The 15,688-nt window shown below is 72.6% G+C and carries 15 protein-coding genes; 7 read left to right on the top strand and 8 right to left on the bottom strand.

Annotated features, from left to right (window positions below):
- Window positions 1-13 precede the first annotated feature (13 nt).
- On the bottom strand, window positions 14-190 hold the full coding sequence (locus ABTW72_RS20465; protein WP_350860930.1) for a hypothetical protein: 177 nt from the start codon (window positions 188-190) through the stop codon (window positions 14-16).
- A gap of 97 nt (window positions 191-287) precedes the next feature.
- Complete coding sequence (locus tag ABTW72_RS20470; RefSeq protein ID WP_350860932.1) at window positions 288-1,007, bottom strand: polyamine aminopropyltransferase; 720 nt, start codon at window positions 1,005-1,007, stop codon at window positions 288-290.
- A gap of 129 nt (window positions 1,008-1,136) precedes the next feature.
- Between ABTW72_RS20470 and eccB the strand changes: the two genes are divergently transcribed.
- Complete coding sequence (gene eccB, locus ABTW72_RS20475) at window positions 1,137-2,522, top strand: type VII secretion protein EccB (RefSeq protein WP_350860934.1); 1,386 nt, start codon at window positions 1,137-1,139, stop codon at window positions 2,520-2,522.
- A gap of 137 nt (window positions 2,523-2,659) precedes the next feature.
- Here eccB and ABTW72_RS20480 read toward each other — a convergent pair whose 3' ends face one another.
- From ABTW72_RS20480 to ABTW72_RS20495, 4 genes are read right to left on the bottom strand one after another with little or no spacing between them, the layout of a single operon-like run.
- A complete protein-coding gene (locus ABTW72_RS20480; RefSeq protein WP_112589720.1) occupies window positions 2,660-3,265 on the bottom strand; it encodes a class I SAM-dependent methyltransferase in 606 nt (201 codons plus the stop codon).
- A 54-nt stretch (window positions 3,266-3,319) separates the two neighbouring features.
- The gene (locus tag ABTW72_RS20485; RefSeq protein WP_350860936.1) at window positions 3,320-4,186 is read right to left on the bottom strand and encodes a carbohydrate ABC transporter permease; all 867 of its coding nucleotides are present in this window, start codon (window positions 4,184-4,186) and stop codon (window positions 3,320-3,322) included.
- Window positions 4,186-5,142: a carbohydrate ABC transporter permease gene (locus tag ABTW72_RS20490; protein WP_350860938.1), complete on the bottom strand. Its 957-nt coding sequence runs from the start codon at window positions 5,140-5,142 to the stop codon at window positions 4,186-4,188. The genes ABTW72_RS20485 and ABTW72_RS20490 overlap by 1 nt, the downstream gene beginning before the upstream one ends.
- A complete protein-coding gene (locus tag ABTW72_RS20495) occupies window positions 5,139-6,533 on the bottom strand; it encodes an ABC transporter substrate-binding protein (RefSeq protein ID WP_350860940.1) in 1,395 nt (464 codons plus the stop codon). The genes ABTW72_RS20490 and ABTW72_RS20495 overlap by 4 nt, the downstream gene beginning before the upstream one ends.
- A 116-nt stretch (window positions 6,534-6,649) precedes the next feature.
- Here ABTW72_RS20495 and ABTW72_RS20500 point away from each other — a divergent pair, with 116 nt between their 5' ends.
- The 6 genes from ABTW72_RS20500 to ABTW72_RS20525 all read left to right on the top strand — a co-directional run bounded on the left by ABTW72_RS20500 (window position 6,650) and on the right by ABTW72_RS20525 (window position 13,835).
- Window positions 6,650-7,690, top strand: a complete 1,041-nt coding sequence (locus ABTW72_RS20500; RefSeq protein ID WP_350860942.1) for a zinc-dependent alcohol dehydrogenase — start codon at window positions 6,650-6,652, stop codon at window positions 7,688-7,690.
- Window positions 7,687-8,508 carry a sugar phosphate isomerase/epimerase family protein gene (locus ABTW72_RS20505; RefSeq protein ID WP_350860944.1) on the top strand — a complete coding sequence of 274 codons (822 nt, stop codon included), beginning with the start codon at window positions 7,687-7,689 and terminating at the stop codon, window positions 8,506-8,508. The genes ABTW72_RS20500 and ABTW72_RS20505 overlap by 4 nt, the downstream gene beginning before the upstream one ends.
- A 59-nt stretch (window positions 8,509-8,567) precedes the next feature.
- Entirely contained in the window at window positions 8,568-9,905 is a 1,338-nt protein-coding gene (locus ABTW72_RS20510; RefSeq protein ID WP_502892227.1) for an MGH1-like glycoside hydrolase domain-containing protein, read from the top strand.
- 51 nt (window positions 9,906-9,956) lie between these two features.
- Window positions 9,957-10,355: an NUDIX hydrolase gene (locus ABTW72_RS20515; protein WP_350860946.1), complete on the top strand. Its 399-nt coding sequence runs from the start codon at window positions 9,957-9,959 to the stop codon at window positions 10,353-10,355.
- Between the two features lie 40 nt (window positions 10,356-10,395).
- Entirely contained in the window at window positions 10,396-10,947 is a 552-nt protein-coding gene (locus ABTW72_RS20520) for a DUF2267 domain-containing protein (protein WP_350860948.1), read from the top strand.
- Between the two features lie 113 nt (window positions 10,948-11,060).
- Window positions 11,061-13,835 carry an FtsX-like permease family protein gene (locus ABTW72_RS20525; RefSeq protein WP_350860950.1) on the top strand — a complete coding sequence of 925 codons (2,775 nt, stop codon included), beginning with the start codon at window positions 11,061-11,063 and terminating at the stop codon, window positions 13,833-13,835.
- 39 nt (window positions 13,836-13,874) lie between these two features.
- Here the strand turns inward: ABTW72_RS20525 and ABTW72_RS20530 are convergent, their stop codons facing one another.
- Together ABTW72_RS20530 and ABTW72_RS20535 are read right to left on the bottom strand one after the other, a co-directional pair.
- Window positions 13,875-15,122 (bottom strand): hypothetical protein, encoded by a 1,248-nt coding sequence (locus ABTW72_RS20530; protein ID WP_350860952.1) that lies wholly within the window; start codon window positions 15,120-15,122, stop codon window positions 13,875-13,877.
- 26 nt (window positions 15,123-15,148) lie between these two features.
- Window positions 15,149-15,664 carry an NUDIX hydrolase gene (locus tag ABTW72_RS20535; protein ID WP_350860954.1) on the bottom strand — a complete coding sequence of 172 codons (516 nt, stop codon included), beginning with the start codon at window positions 15,662-15,664 and terminating at the stop codon, window positions 15,149-15,151.
- Window positions 15,665-15,688 lie beyond the last annotated feature (24 nt).

Raw genomic sequence — 15,688 nt, forward strand, 5'->3', positions numbered from 1 at the left:
CTCCCGCCGCCGGTCACCGTCGGCGGGACTGGTGGCTCATGGCCTGCCGCCCCTTGACGAAGCCCCAGACGATCACGATCACCAGCGCGATCACACCGATGATGACCAGCCAGCGGACCGCCTCGAGAAACAACCCGAGCAGGATCAGCACGCCGGCGACCACGCCGACAACCCAGAGCAGTGCACGCATGTCGACCTCCCGTAACCGGCCGCGCCTGGTGCGGCCGGCCCCGGCTCCTCGTTCCCCATCCGGCCGACACCATGCGCGAGCGGCATACCGGAGTCGATCAGGGGCCGGTACGCGCCACGTAGACGGTGTTGGCCGACTCCCCACCGGTCAGCGGATTGGCGAACGGCACGACATGCGCGCGTACGCTCGCGAACACCTCGGTCAGCGCGGCGGTGAACTCGGCGTCCGGCGGGTCGTCCGACCAGAGCGCGAAGACGCCCTCGGGGCGCAGCAGGGCGGCCAGGCGACGCAACCCGGCCGGCGGGTAGAACGCCGCGTGGCTCGGGTGCAGGACGTTACGCGGGGAGTGGTCGACGTCGAGCAGCACCGCGTCGAACCGCCGGCCGGGCACCTCGGCGTCGAAGCCGATCTCCCCGGCCACCGCCGCGAAGAAGTCGGCCTGCACGAAGCGGGTCCGGGGGTCCTCGGCGAGCCCCGCCGCGAACGGCAGCAGCCCTCGTTGGTGCCAGTCGATCACGTCCTCGATCGCCTCCACCACGAACAGTGAGCGCACCCGGGGGTCGCCCAGCGCCGCGCAGGCGGTGTAGCCCAGCCCGAGCCCGCCCACCACCACGTCGAGCGAGTCACCGGCCACCTCGGCGAGACCGAGCCGGGCCAGCTCGATCTCCGCGACCGGGAAGAGGCTGGACATCAGGTACTCGTCGTCGAGCTTGACCTCGTACACCTCGACCTGGAGTGCGGGGTCCCGGCGTCGGCGCAGGCTGATCGCGCCGATCGGGGTTTCCCGCCAGGCCAGCTCTTCGAAACGCGCGCCCACGGGTGCCCTCTCGCCGCCGGATTCGTCCACGGATGGTACCGGTTGCCCCGCGACGGGCGGCCACGCAGGGTCCACGGGACATCGACGCAGCGCATATCCTGTGCCCGGCCGATCCACCGGAGGGGACTCATGCCGTCGCGGCAGGACCAGCTGCACTCCTACCAGTTCAGCGTCCAACGGGCGGTCGCCGCCCTGGTCATGCGGGAGACCGACCCCGCGCAGTCGCCGTTTCGGCGGCTGGCCGGCGCCGGCCTGGCCAGCGTCCTGGTCGCGGCGATCGGGCTCGGTGGATTCGCCCTCTACGGCCTGTTCGCCGGCGGCGGCAAGGGGTGGCGCGACCCGGGCGCGGTGATCGTGGAGAAGGAGTCCGGGGCCCGGTTCGTCTACCGCGAGCAGAAGCTGCACCCGGTGCTCAACTACGCCTCGGCGCTGCTCATCGTCGGTGCGGACCGATCGAAGACCGTCCTGGTGTCCCGACGCACGATCGACGGGGTGCCGCGCGGGCTGCCATTGGGCATCGCCGACGCACCCGACTCGCTGCCCGCTCCGGGCCGGCTGGCCGCGACGGCGTGGACTGTCTGCTCGACGGTCCCGGCCGGTACGGGCGTCGAGGCGCCCCGCTCCGCGTTGCTGATCGGCACCGAGCCCGGCGTTGGTCGGCCGTTGGGCGATGACGCGCTGCTGCTGCGCCACCCCGACGGTGGGCTGCACCTGGTCTGGCACCAGCGCCGTTACCTCGTCCGTGATCCGAGCCGGGTGCTGGCGGCGCTCGCCACCACCCGGGCCCAGGCGGTTCGGGTGGCGCCGGCACTGCTCAACTCGCTGCCCGCCGGCACCGACCTCGCCCCACTCGACCTGCCCGCGCTGGGTCGGCCCGCCACCCGGGTGCCGGGCGCGGCGATCGGCACGGTCTACCTGGTGAGCAACTCCGGTGGCGGTCGGCAGTACGCGGTGGCGCTGGACGCCGGCCTGGCCGGCATCACCGAGTTGCAGGCGGGGTTGTTGCTGGCCCGCACCGGGCAGGTCGAGCCGGTGCCGATGACGTTGGGTCGGTTCGCCGCGCTGCCCACGGTGCCTGACCTGGCCCCGACCGGCCCGAACGCCCCGCCACCGACCCCGCCCCGGCTTGCGGCCGGCGACGGTGGGGCGCTCTGCACCCGCATCGGCGACGACGGCGGGGTCGGTGAGGTGCGCTGGGGCGTACCGCTGCGGGACCTGACGGCCGTGCCCCGCACCGCGCCGACCGGCGGAGCGGTGCTGGCCGACCACGTGGTGGTGGAGCCGGGCCGCGGCGCGGTGGTCGAGGCCGCCGCGGCGCCCGGCGCGACCGGCGGCGCGGTCTCCGTGGTCACCGACCTGGGCCGACGGTACGTGCTGGCCGACCGGGAGGTGCTCCCGATGCTCGGCTACCGCGACGTGCGGCCGGTGCGGCTACCGGCCGGGCTGGTCAGCCTGGTGCCTGCCGGTGCCACCCTCGACCCGGCCGCCGCCCGCGCCGTCGCCGCCCGGGACTGAGGGCGGCCAGGCCCGCGGCGTGCCAGCGCGCCGGCGGTGAGGTGTGCCGGCGGTGATCAAGAGGTTTGCGTCAGGACTTGGCGCGATGCTGACGCAAACCTCTTGATCATCGGAGAGCAACGCGCGGCGGGCGGTGCTCAGTCGGCAGGGCGGCGCAGGACGGTGACCGCGAACGGGGCGTCGTCGCGCCACGGGCGCAGGTCCCAGGTGGCGAAGCGCTGCTCCACGCGCAGCCCGGCGGCCACCGCGTCGGCATCGAACGCGGTCAGCGGGTAGCCGCGCTCAGTGCCGAAACCCACGGTCAGCACGCCATCGGGTCGCAGGTGCGCGGCCACCCGGCGCAGCACCTCCGGTTCGGTGCCGACGGCGACGAAGGCGAGCACGTTGCCGGCCAGCACCGCCGCGTCGAACGGTTCCGCCTCACCCAGCGCCGGTAGATCCAGCTCGGCGAGGTCGGCGACCAGCCACGTCGGGCCGGGGTAGTCGGCGCGTGCGGCATCGACCAGCGCGGGGTCGGCGTCCACCCCGACCACCGTGTGCCCCCGCTCAGCCAGCGCGGCACCGACGCGGCCGGTGCCGCTGCCGGCGTCGAGAATGCGGGAGCCGGGCGCGACGAGGGCGTCCACCAGTCGGGCCTCGCCGGCCAGGTCCGCGCCCTCGGCCGCGAGCTTGCGGAACCGGTCGATATACCACTGTGAGTGCTCAGGACCGGTGTCGGTCGCCCAGCGGGTCGGGTTGGCCATGAGGCCACCGTATCCGGGCCGGTGGGGGCCTGGCGGGCGACCCGGACGAGACCGTCATCCCTTCTCCGCGCCGCTGGTCAGCCCCTCGGTGAGCAGCCGTTCGCTGGCGAAGAAGAGGATCACGATGGGCAGGGTGAGCACGACCGACCCGGCCATCAGCACCGTCTTGGGCACCTCCACCCCGTCGGCGAGCAGGGACAACCCGAGTGACACCGTCCACCGGTCGGGTTTGTCGACCAGGAACAGCAGGGCGAAGAGGAACTCGTTCCAGGCGATCATGAAGTCGTAGAGCGCGACCGCCATGATCGACGGCATTGCCAGGGGCAGGCTGACCCGGCGGATGATGCCGAGCCGGCCGGCGCCGTCGATGGCGGCGGACTCCTCCAGACTGACCGGGATGGTCTCGAAGTAGTTCTTCAGCATGTAGACCGACACCGGCAACGTCTGCGAGATGTAGACCAGCACCAGACCGAACAGCGAGCCGCGCAGCCCGGCCCGGGTGAAGACCACGAACAGCGGGATAGCGATGACGATCGACGGGAACAGGTAGACCGCCAGGAACAGGAAGTCCACCTGCCTCCGGCCGAAGAACCGCAGGCGGGCCACCGCGTACGCGCCGGGGATCGCGACCAGGAGCGTGAGCACGGTCGCCGCGACGGCGACCAGCCCGCTGTTGCGGATGAAGGTGAGGAAACCCTGGCCGCCGTCGTCGGTGGCCTTGAGCACCTCCGTGTACGTGGCCACTGTCAGCTCACCGAAACCGACCACCAGCGCCCCGGGGTCGAGCAGCAGACGCTCGATGGGGCGCACCGAGAGCACCAGCATGTAGTAGAAGGGGAAGACCGTGATCACCAGGAACACGGCGATCACCAGGCGGCGCAGCCAACGCAGGCTCACCGTCTCGACCACGTCCCGGTCCATCAGCTCACCCTCCGTCCGAAGAAGCGCAGGTAGATCAGCACGAACACGATGAGCACCACGGCCAGCACGACCGCCTGCGCGGCCGCGGCCCCGATGTCGGTACGGGCGGTGAGGAACTCGTACACCCGGACGCTGACCACCTCGGTGCCGGCCGCACCGCCGGTGAGCAGGTAGACGTCGTCGAACTTGTTGAACGTCATGATGAAGCGCAGCACGCCCAGCAGGGCGATCACCGGCAGCAGTTGCGGCAGCAGGATGTGCCGGAACCGCTGGGTGGGGGTGGCGCCGTCGACCCGGGCGGCCTCCTCCAACTCGCCGGGCACCGCCTGGAGCCGGGCCAGCAGGAACAGGAACGCGAACGGGAAGTACCGCCACGCCTCGAAGACGATCACCGTGGCCAGCGCGGTCGACTCCTGGGTGAGGAACGGCACCGGGGCGTCCCAGCCGAGCAGGCGTTGACCCCACGCGTTGACGATGCCGAGCTGTGGGTCGAGCATCACCTGCCAGACGAACGTCACGGCGACCACCGGCGCCACGTACGGCAGCAGCATGGACGCCCGGACCAGGGTGCGACCCCGGAACGGGCGGCGGACGACCAGGGCGGCCACCAGGCCGAGCAGTATCGACCCGACGGTGCCGCCGATGCTGTAGATCAGCGTGACCCACAGCGTCTCGGCGAAGCCCGGGGTGTGCAGCACCCGGTCGATGTTGTCCATGGTGAACTCGCCGAACAGGCCGGTCTTGCGCAGTGTGGCCAGCCGGACCCGCTGGAAGGCGAGCACCAGGGTCCACACGATCGGGATGCCGATGACCGCGATGGTGACGAACAGGGTCGGTGCTACCAGCGCGAGCCCGGCCCGGGATTCGCGGCGGCGCAGGGTCAACGGTCGGCGCCGGGGTGGCGCCGACCGCTCCCTGGTGGGGGAGCGGCCGGGGCCGGGCGCGGTGGTGGTCAATTGACGCCCGCCTTGATGGCGTCCACGTCCTTGGTGGCGCGGTCGGCGGTGGCCGCCGCGTCGGACTTGCCGGAGACGAGGTCGCCCAGCACCTTCGCCACCGGCAACTCGCCGAGCATGGCGCCGACGAGTTTGCCCTGCCCCTGACTGAGACCCCAGCGCCCGAAGGTGTCCGGGCTGCGGCGCAGCGTGGCCAGCACCTCGTCGCCATACACGTCGGCGAGGGGCTTCTTCGCGTCCACGCCCGCCTGGCTGGTGTTCCAGGCGGTCAGGTACGCCTCCGGCTCGGCGGGGGTGCCCTTGCGCACCGGGAAGCGGCCCTCGGGGGACATGCCGAACCAACGCGGGTAGCCGTCACCGAGCATGTACTCCACGAAGGACTTCGCCGGGTCGGTCGCCGCACCGTCGAGAACCGCCCATGAGCTGATCTCGCCGTACTGGGCCGGTTCGGTGCCGTTCGGGCCCTTGATCGCGGTGACGAACCCGCTGTTCTTCGCGAGGAACGCCGGGTCCGCCTGGCACTGGGGGCAGGTCGGTTTGGCGTCGTTGCGCAGCCCCGCCAGCTCGTCGAGGATGAACGGCGACCAGATCACCATGGCCGCCTTGCCCGCGAAGTAGGTGGCCCGGGTGGTGTCCACGTCCTGCGCGCCCTTGACCGAGCTGGTGCGGATCAGGTCACCGTAGAAGCGGAACGCCTCGACGCACTGGGGCGAATCCAGTGTCACCTTCCCCGACTCGTCGGTGAGCTGGCAGCCGTTGGCCAACGCCACGTGCTCGAAGGTCTGCTGGGTGAACACGTCGCTGGGGGCGGTCGCCGCGGTGATGCCGGCGACGCCGCCGGTGTTCAGTCGGGCCGCGGCGGCGGTGATCCGCTCGTACGTGTCGGGGGCGGGCAGGCCGGCCGCGGCGAACAGGTCCTTGCGGTAGACGAGCAGCTGCCCCCAGCCGTCGCTGGGCACGGAGAGCTGCTTGCCGTCGTCGGAGGTGAGCTCCAGCGCTCGGGGGGAGAACGTCTGCCTGCCCAGCTTGTCGACGACCTCCGTGTTCGCCGAGGTGTGCAGCAGCTCGTTGCCGGCGAGCGTACGGATGCCGGCGAGGGAGACCGACCCGACGACGTCGGGCAGGTCGCCCGCGGCGGCGTTGGCGGCGATCAGGGAGGGGAACTGGTCCTCGTTGACGGTCACGAGATCGACCTGGATCCCGGTCTTGGCGGTGAAGTCGGCGATGATCGCCTTGGTGGCGGTGACCCGGTCGGCCACGTCTTCCAGGCTCCAGACGGTGATCTTTTTGCTGTTGCTGTCTGGTTCGTCGTCGCCGCAGGCCAGCAGGGTGGACGCTGCTAGTGCCATGATCAGGGTGGTGGCGAGTATCCGCCTCGGAGGTGCTGACATCGGTGGCACTCCTCTCGAAGGGTACATGCCGGATTCAACACCTTCGATTGATCAATAACAAGACATATTGCGATTTTGTGTCTATCCTGGAGCCCAGTGCTACCGGGATGTGACACATGGGCAACTGGGTGGTCTCTCTCGCCGGGCCTCGACGGATCAGCCTCGAGCCCTGCCCGCCGGATCCGCTCGGCCCCGGCCAGGTCCGGGTCCGCACCTGTTACTCGGGCATCTCCGCCGGCACCGAGCTGACCCTCTACCGGGGCAGCAACCCCCGACTCAGCAAGGACTGGGACGACGCCGCCCGGATGTTCGTCCCCCGACAGACGCCGGTGCCCTACCCGTTGATCGGCTTCGGCTACGAAGAGGTCGGGGAGGTCATCGAGGTCGCACCGGACGTCACCGACCGGCATCCGGGGCAGCTCGTCTGGGGCATCTGGGGGCACCGGGCCGAGGCCGTGCTCGCCGCCGACGCGATCCGCGTGCTCCCCACCGGGCTGGACCCGCTCGCCGCGGTCTTCGCCCGCCCCGGCGCCATCGCGCTGACCGCGGTGCTCGCCGGCGACCTGCACCTCGGCGACTGGGTCGGCGTCTTCGGCCAGGGCGTCATCGGGCTGCTCGCCACCCGACTCGCGGTGCTCTCCGGGGCCCGGGTGGTGGCCGTCGACCCGGTTCCCGACCGGCTGGAGCACGCCGCCCGATACGGCGCGTGCTCCATCGTGGACGCCACTCTCACCTCCGCCGCCGCCGTGCTGCGCCAGGCCACCGACGGCCGGGGGGCCGACGTCTGTCTGGAGTTGTCCGGCGCGTACCCGGCGCTGCACGAGGCGATCCGCTCCACCGCCCATGCCGGCCGGGTCGTGGCCGCCGGCTTCTACCAGGGCCAGGCCGACGCGCTCGGCCTCGGCGAGGAGTTCCACCACAACCGCATCCAGTTGGTGGCGGCCCAGGTCTCCGGGCCCACCCCCGCGCCGAGCATGGCCGGCCGGTGGACCGGAGACCGGGTCGCGCAGACCTTCATGGACCTGGTGGCCGACCGCAGCGTCGACCCGCTGCCACTGGTCAGCCACATCGTCGACGCCAGCGCGGTCGCCGACGCCCTCGCGCTGCTCGACCGCGGCGCCGGTGACGTCCTCCAAGTCGTGCTGAGGTTCTCATGACCACCATCGCGCTGGCCTGTCAGGAGCAACTCCTGCCGGGCACCAACCTGATCCAGAAGTACGCCCTCGCGGCCGCCCTCGGCTACCAGGGCATCGAGCTACGCGGCCGGGGCGACCTGGCGTTCGCCCGCCGGCTGCCCGAGCTGCGCCGGGCCCGCGCCGCCGGGGTGGTGATGCCCACCGTCTGCGTCGAGATGGGCCACTTCATCGGCGACTTCGACCCCGCCCGGTCCGCCGACGCCGTCCGTAACCTGCGCTCCCAACTCTCGGTGATCGCCGAGCTGGGCGGCGTCGGCGTGATGACCCCGGCCGCCTGGGGGATGTTCTCCCGACGACTGCCGCCGTTCGAGCCGCCCCGGGCCCCGGACGGCGACCGGCAGGTGCTCCTCGACGCCCTCGGCGAGCTGGGCGAACACGCCCGGGCCGAGGGGGTCACCCTCTTCCTGGAACCCCTCAACCGGTACGAGGACCACATGGTCAACCGTCTCGACGAGGCGGTGGCGCTCTGCGCCGCGCTCGGGCTGCCGTCGGTCCGGGTCGTCGCCGACACCTTCCACATGAACATCGAGGAGGACGACGTGCACCGCGCGCTGCGCGCCGCCGCGCCGTACCTCGGGCACGTACAGGTCAGCGACTCCAACCGGTACCAGCCCGGCGCCGGCCACCTGGACTGGCCGGCGCTGGTGCGTACCCTGCTCGAACTGGACTACCGGGGCTGGCTGGCCCTGGAGTGCCGGCTTCGCGGTGACCCGGTCCGGGCCCTGCAACAGGCCGCCACCGTGCTGCGACACGCGCTGCCCCGGCGGGCCGCCGCGTGACCGCCGACGCCGGGCCGACAAGCGTCGATGCGACCGCCGACGGGATCGGTGACGCCGGAGTGACCCGCGCCGACGGCGCCGGCACGGGTGGCCCGGCCGACGTGGCCGGGCTGCGTCGACTCGCGGTCGACACCCTCGAGGCCAACTGGGAGCACGACCACACGGTGCCCTCACGCACGCTCTACCCGCACCAGTGGAGCTGGGACTCCGCGTTCATCGCGATCGGGTTGGCCCAGGTTCGCCCCGATCGCGCCTGGCGGGAGCTGGCCAGCCTGTTCCGGGCGCAGTGGGCCGACGGACGGGTGCCGCACATCGTGTTCAACCCGGCACTGCGGGTCGGCGCGTACTTCCCGGGGCCGGAGATGTGGCGTTCGGCCGACGTGCCGGGCGCGCCGACTTTGGCCACCTCCGGCCTGGTCCAGCCGCCGGTGCACGCGCTCGCCGCGTTGCTGGCGTACCGGCGGGTGCCCGACCCCACCGCCCTGGCCGCGCTGCGCCGGCTCTATCCCGCGCTGGTCGCTCAACAGCGCTACCTGGCCGACCGGCGGGACGTGGCCGGTGACGGGCTGGTCTGCATCGTGCACCCGTGGGAGTCCGGGTTGGACAACAGCCCGGCGTGGGACGAGCCGATGGCAGCGGTGCCGGCCGAGGCGGCCGTCATGCGGGCGTACCGTCGGCACGACACCACGCACGCCGACGCCGCGCACCGCCCCACGGACCTGGACTACGCGCGCTACCTGGCGATCGTCGCCGCCTACCGCGACCACGGCTACTCCGACCGGGACCTGGCCGCCGGGCACCCGTTCCTGGTGGAGTGCCCGTTGTTCAACGCGGCGTTCGGGGCCGCCGAACACGCCCTCGCCGAGATCGCCGTGCTCGTCGGCGGCGACCCCGGGCCGCACCGGGCCCGCGCGGCCCGCATCACCGAAGCTCTCCTACGCCGGTTGTACGACCCGGACACCGGCACGTTCCAGCCCCGTGACCTGCGCACCGACCGCCTGGTGAGCGCCCGTACCGTACTCGGGCTGACCCCCCTGATCCTGCCCGACCTGCCGACCCGGCAGGCCGACGCGCTGGTCGTCGAGGCCCGGTCGACGCGCTTCGGGGTGGCCCGTCTCATGGACCGGCCGCTGCCCACCTACGACCGCACCGCACCCGACTTCGAGCCGCTGCGGTACTGGCGCGGGCCGAGCTGGCTCAACATCGGCTGGCTGGTCCGGCGTGGGCTGCTCGGGCACGGGCACCCGGAACTGGCCGCCGGGCTGCGCCGCTCGATGATCGGTCTGGTCGCCGGGGCCGGCTGCCACGAGTACTTCCACCCGGACACCGGCGCCGGGCTGGGCTCACCGGCGTTCAGCTGGACCGCCGCGCTGCTGCTCGACCTGCTCGCCGACTGAGCGCGCTGCCGGGTGGTAGCGTCCCCGATCCCGGCGGCCGTGAGGAGCATCGTGCGCGAGATCGACAAGGTGGCCTGGATCCTCGTCGAGGACGGTCGGGTGCTGAGCACCCGGTCGGTGGGCAAGGACGTCTGGTACCTGCCGGGCGGAAAGCGCGAGCCGGGCGAGACGGACCTGGAGACCCTGCGTCGGGAGATCGACGAGGAGTTGAGCGTCGAGGTCGACGTGCCCGGCGCCGTGCACCTGGGCACCTTCACCGCTCAGGCGCACGGCCACACGACCGGCATCACCGTGCGGATGACCTGCTACCGGGCCGGCTATCGAGGACAACTGCGGCCGGCCAGCGAGATTGCCGAGATGGCCTGGCTCGGGTACGCGGACCGACACCGCACCTCGCCGGTCGACCAGATCATCTTCGACCACCTGCTGGCCGAGGGTCTGCTGGCCTAGTGGCAGTTTGTCGCGGCCGGCCAGGGGTAACCGGCCGAGCGTGACCGACGGCGACGGGTTCCCGTACTTCATCGACGCGGTGTCCCAACGGTCCGGCCTGCCGGCCGAGGAGGCCGCCGTGCTCGCCCGCGCCGTGCTCCAGACGTTGGCCGAGCGGGTGACCGGCGACGCGCCCGGCGATCTCGTCGGGCACCTTCCGAACGAGGTCGACGGCTACCTGAGCGGTCCGGCCCCGGATGCGGCCGGGCCCTCCGCTCCGGCCCCGGATATGGCCGGGACGGCCCTTCCGGCCCCGGATCCGGCCGGGGCGCTCGGCCCGGATGCCGGCGTCGACGGCTTGACCAGCGGGGTGGGCCTGGAGGTCGGCGGTGCCGGCGCGACCCCGATGGAGGCCGGTCCGACGGAGTTCCTTCGTCGGGTGGAACGGCGTGCCGGGGTCGACCCGGCCACCGCCCGGGCCGGAACCGGCGCCGTCTTCGCGACGTTGCGGACGGCCATGACGGTACGGGAATTCCGGGAGATGGTGGCGCGACTGCCGCGCGACGGCGGAGGTGGGGCCACGCCCACACCGCCGGTTGACAGAGCGGGTTGAGGGATTAACGCTCTGTCAGGTACTTTCGCCTCCTCATGCGAGCGATACCGGGCTGGGCGACGTTGCGGATGGTCCGATCGCAGGTGCGGAACACACCAGGCCGCAGCCTCGCGGTGTTCTCCGCTGTACTGGTCGCGACCACCGGGTTCACCGTGCTCACGGGTGCCGCGAGCACCTCCCGCCTGGTCGCGAGCGGTTCCGTCGACGGGCAGTTCCGTCCGTCGTACGACATCCTGGTCCACCCCGCGGCACCGGCCACCGGCCTGCTCCACCAGGACCGGCCCACCGCTGCCTACGGCGGCATCGGGCTGGACCAGTGGCGGCTGATCGAGGGGATCTCCGGCGTCGAGGTGGCCGCCCCGCTGGCGGTCCTCGGCATCGCCGATCTCCGAGTCGAGCCGCGGGTGGACCTGACCGACCAGGTCGACAGGTCGGCCGAGCGGCAGGTCATCGAGGTCGCTCCCCGGATCAGCGGAGAACGCGGGTTGAGCACGTTGACGGCGGCGCCAACCTACGTCTATGTGTCGCGACGACCGCTGGTGCCGCTGGCGGACATCAGCGACCAACGGTTCGTATACGCCGATGGCACCCGGGTCCGCCAGGCCACCTCCGCCGCCGAGTGCCCCGGCACCGGTGGTGGCGGCACATTGGAGGTGCAGCCCGACGGCCAGCGTCGTCAGGTGTGCGACATCGCCGCCGCCAGCTTCGATCCCGACGCCCGGCGGACCCAGGTCAGTAACATCGAGACGTACCAGTTGCTCGCGGACGGCACCTTTCGGCGTGCCTCCGTCTACACGTCCGGGCGTCCGGCGTCGGTGGTGCCCGCCACCGCCCGGCTGGAGATCCGGCTGCCAAAGGTGCTACCCATGCTCGTCGCCGCGATCGATCCGGCGGCTGAGGCGCGCCTGGTCGGCCTGGACCGGGCGGTACGCCAGGGCCGCTACCTGACCAGCACCGATGCCGTCGCTTCGGCGGCCCCGGATGCCCTGTCCTCCGCGCTGCCCACGAGCAGCCCGGCCGGCCGGACACTGCCGGTGCTCGCCGCCGACGACATCGCGATCGACGAGCGGGTGGACATTGCCGTGTCCCGGCTGACCGGCCGGGCGGCCGACCAGGTGCCCGGCACCGCGACTCAGGCGCTCTGGCCGCTGTTGCACAACTCGGCGACGGGCCCGCCGCAGGCGCTCCAGCATGACCTGGCGCAGATCTACCGCGACCGGCTCGACTCCGCACTGGCCGAGCGGGCCCCACTGGCCGGCATCATGGCCCTGCTCCGGCCCGGGCCGCCGACCTACTCGCCGCAACCCGACGGGCGCGATCGGATGTTGCCCCGATCCGACGGAGTCGAATCGGCCGACCCCACGATCGACGACGTGTGGCGAGACTCGTGGTTCAGTACGGGCGGTGTCGGGACGGCGGATCCAGTGAGTCTGATCGAGCAGTCGTCGTGGTCGGTCACCGCGGTGGGCAGCTTCGCACCGGATGCGCTCGAATCCACCGCCGGCGCCGCGCAACAGGCCCTCAACCTCTACCGTCGGAGCCCCCCGGTGGGCGCCGACGCGCGCTCCCGGGGTCTGCTCGGCGACCGCCCACTGCTTCCCGGAGACGACCCGCTCGGTTATCCGCGTCGCGCGCCCAGTCTGGTGACCAACCTGACCGTGGCCGGTGAGCTGTACGCCAGCGTCGCGCCCGCGACCGCGGCCGCTCCGGTGAGTTCGGTGCGGGTCCGGGTCGCCGGGATCGACCGGTTCGACGAGGTGACCCGGGAGCGGGTCCGGATGGTGGCTGACGAGATCGTCCGACAGACCGGCCTGACCGTCGAAATCGTGCTGGGCGGTTCGACGGTCCGTAGCCCGGTGCTGCTGCCTGCCGGCGAGTTCGGCCGCCCCGAGTTGGACCTGTTGGAGGCGCGTACCCGCAAGGGCGTCGCGACCGAGATTGTCACCGCCGTGGACCGCAAGAACATCATGCTGCTCGGGCTGCTGCTGGTGGTCTGCGCCCTGCTGGTCGGCAACGCGGTGTCCACGGCGGTCCGGGTTCGTCGACGTGAACTCGCCGTACTGGCCTGCATCGGCTGGCCCGGCTGGCGGCTGAGCCTGCTGATCCTGGCCGAGACCGCGGCACTCGGGCTGACCGCGGGGCTGCTCGGCGCGGGGTTGTCGGTGCCGCTCGGTCGGCTGGCCGGCGTCCAGATCTCCGGCACGGTGACCCTGCTGTGCGTGCCGATCGCGGTGCTGCTGACGGCAGTGGCCAGCGCCCTGCCGGCGGTGCGGGCTGCGCGTACCCGGTCGGCGGAGGCGCTGCAGGCCAGCGCGGCACCTGCCCGGCGAGCCACGGCGCGGAGCCTGGCCGGGCTTGCGGTGGCCAATCTCGTACGAACGCCCGCGCGTACCTTCGCCGGAGCGACGAGCCTGGCGGCCGGCGTCGGCGCGGTGACACTGATGGCCGCCGCGCTCTGGGCGTTCGACGACGGCATGGTCGGTTCGCTGCTCGGCGAGGCGGTCTCGGTGCGGGTGCGCGGGGTGGACCTGGTAGCCGTCGGCGGAGTGCTGCTGTTCGGGGTGCTCGGTGTGGCCGACGTGCTGTACCTCAACGTGCGGGAGCGAGCGGCCGAGTTCGCCACGCTGAGGGCCGTCGGCTGGCCTGATTCCGCGCTCAACCGGCTCCTGATCTACGAGGCGCTCGGCGTCGGAGTGCTCGGCTGTGTCCTCGGGATCGCCGCCGGCCTCGGCTCCGTCGCCCTGCTGGTCGGCAGGGTGGATGGCCGGCTGGCGATGCTGGCGCTGGCCGTGACCGGGGCGGCGCTGCTGCTCACCGTGCTCGCCGCGTTGGTCCCGGCGATCCTGATCCGGCGGTTGCCGACCGCCGCTCTGCTCGCCGACCACTGAGGCCACAGGGCTGATCGGGCTACGACTCCTCGGCCTGGCTCACCCGTCGGAGGCGTCGGCCACCGACACCTCCTCGGGCTCGGCGACCCAGACGGAGAAGACCGGCACCCCGTGCCACGGGCCGGTGACGCCGTCGGCCCCGGTCTCGGTGGCGACGGCCACCACCGCGTACGGGTGGCCGAAGCGCAACTCGGCGGTGCGGGCCACGCCCTCCGGCGGCAGGCTGGTCAGCCCGAACATGGCGGTCACGGCTGCCGCCTCGAAGCCGTACCGGTCGAACCGCGCCACCGCCGTCTGCCGTGCCTCGAAGCGCTCCACCGGCAGCGCCATCGCCGTCGCCAGCGTGGCCGCCACCGCCGGAAAGCCGAGCGCCGGGGCGGTCAGGTCATTGTCGCTCCGGGCCGACCAGCAGGGGAGGACGGCGGTGTGCCGCTCTTCGCGGCCGTCGCGGGCCCGGGTGCGTACCCGCTGCTCGGTCAGCGTCCACAGCGGAGTTTCGCCGAGCGGCAGGTCGAACAGCGAGCGGCTGCCCGCCGGTTGCGCGCCGTCGGCCGCGCCGGCGCTGAGGTCGTACGCGACGGCCAGCACCTCGGCCGGTGGCACCTGCGGTGCGGCGGCCACCGAGAGGACCACCAGCCCCGCGCCGTCGGTCGTCTGGGCCGGTGCGGCGTGCACGATCACGTCACCGGCTTGCGCGGTGGACACGATGGCGCAGCGGTGGCCCTGGCTCGGGCTGCGCAGTGCCTGCCGCAGTCGACCGGCCCACGGGCTGCCGGCGCCGAGATCGCGTGCGTCGGCGACGTCGAACGGGGTCGCCCAGGACACCCGGGTGGCCAAGGCGCTGGCCAGGGCCAGCACCACGTCCGGCCCGACCCGCAGGGGAAACGTCTCGATCAGGCCGAGGGTGTGCTCGCGCGCCCAAGCGTCCAATCCGGTCTGGTCGGGCAGGACGCCGACCTCGGTCGTGCTGGGCAGCGCGGCCCGCCACGTGGCCGGCCCGCCGTCGCCCTGCCCGGGCCGGTGCCAGAGCGCGGTGGCGGACCCGACGAGCGGGTGCGGTGCGTCCAGCAGCGTTCGGGCCACCTCGGCCGCGCTCGGCAGGTCGGTGCCCAGCGCCAGCGCCAGCTCCGCGGCTGCTCCCTCCGCGGTGGCCGGGTCGACCGTCGTGGCAGCGACCGCGAGCAGCAGCCAGGCGCCGAGCGGGGAGGCGACGTGGTGTCGGTCGCCGGCCGTGGCGTGCAGCCGCGCGGCGTACGCGGAGAGCGGCCCGTGCAGATCGGTCCTCATGTCCCCACTCTGCCCGCCGACCCGGCTCACGACCACAGCTCGAACGGCTCGTCGATCTCCGTACCGGCGAGAAACGGGGTGATCAGCCGGGGAAGCTGGCCGGGGTAGAACCGTTCCCGACTGGCCACCACCTCCGACAACGGCCACCAGCGGAAGCCGAAGTAGTCCTCCCGCTCGTAGTCGAGCCGATGCGCCTCGTCCACGTCCGGGCCGGGACCGGCCAGCCGTACGGCGACGACAACCTCGTCCTGGACGTGCCGCAACTGGCGGTGCAGGAAGCTCGCCCGCCGCCGCCAGTTCGGCACACCAACCTGGTCGACGGTGATCACGATGCCGGTTTCTTCCCGCAGCTCCCGCACCGCCGTGTCGCGATAGGTCTCATCGGGATCCATGCCACCGCCCGGCAGCTCCCACCAGGTGCCCAGTCGGGGGTGGTCCGGGTCGCGGGTGTGGAACAGCAACACCCGGTCGGTGCCGTCGGTGACCACGACCCGCACCGCGCGTCGCTCCAGGATCGGCAGGTCACGGGGCAGCTCGTTCATCGGGCCAGTCTGTCGTACCGTCGG

This window comes from Micromonospora sp. NPDC127501 (assembly GCF_040302185.1).
Lineage (GTDB): Bacteria > Actinomycetota > Actinomycetes > Mycobacteriales > Micromonosporaceae > Micromonospora.

Excerpts from the sequence above, each read along its gene's own strand:
- ABTW72_RS20495 (WP_350860940.1), bottom strand. The coding sequence starts at position 6,533 with ATGTCAGCACCTCCGAGGCGGATACTCGCCACCACCCTGATCATGGCA.
- ABTW72_RS20485 (WP_350860936.1), bottom strand. The coding sequence starts at position 4,186 with ATGGACCGGGACGTGGTCGAGACGGTGAGCCTGCGTTGGCTGCGCCGC.
- ABTW72_RS20480 (WP_112589720.1), bottom strand. The coding sequence starts at position 3,265 with ATGGCCAACCCGACCCGCTGGGCGACCGACACCGGTCCTGAGCACTCA.
- ABTW72_RS20530 (WP_350860952.1), bottom strand. The coding sequence starts at position 15,122 with ATGAGGACCGATCTGCACGGGCCGCTCTCCGCGTACGCCGCGCGGCTG.
- ABTW72_RS20465 (WP_350860930.1), bottom strand. The coding sequence starts at position 190 with ATGCGTGCACTGCTCTGGGTTGTCGGCGTGGTCGCCGGCGTGCTGATC.
- ABTW72_RS20535 (WP_350860954.1), bottom strand. The coding sequence starts at position 15,664 with ATGAACGAGCTGCCCCGTGACCTGCCGATCCTGGAGCGACGCGCGGTG.
- ABTW72_RS20500 (WP_350860942.1), top strand. The coding sequence starts at position 6,650 with ATGGGCAACTGGGTGGTCTCTCTCGCCGGGCCTCGACGGATCAGCCTC.
- eccB (WP_350860934.1), top strand. The coding sequence starts at position 1,137 with ATGCCGTCGCGGCAGGACCAGCTGCACTCCTACCAGTTCAGCGTCCAA.
- ABTW72_RS20505 (WP_350860944.1), top strand. The coding sequence starts at position 7,687 with ATGACCACCATCGCGCTGGCCTGTCAGGAGCAACTCCTGCCGGGCACC.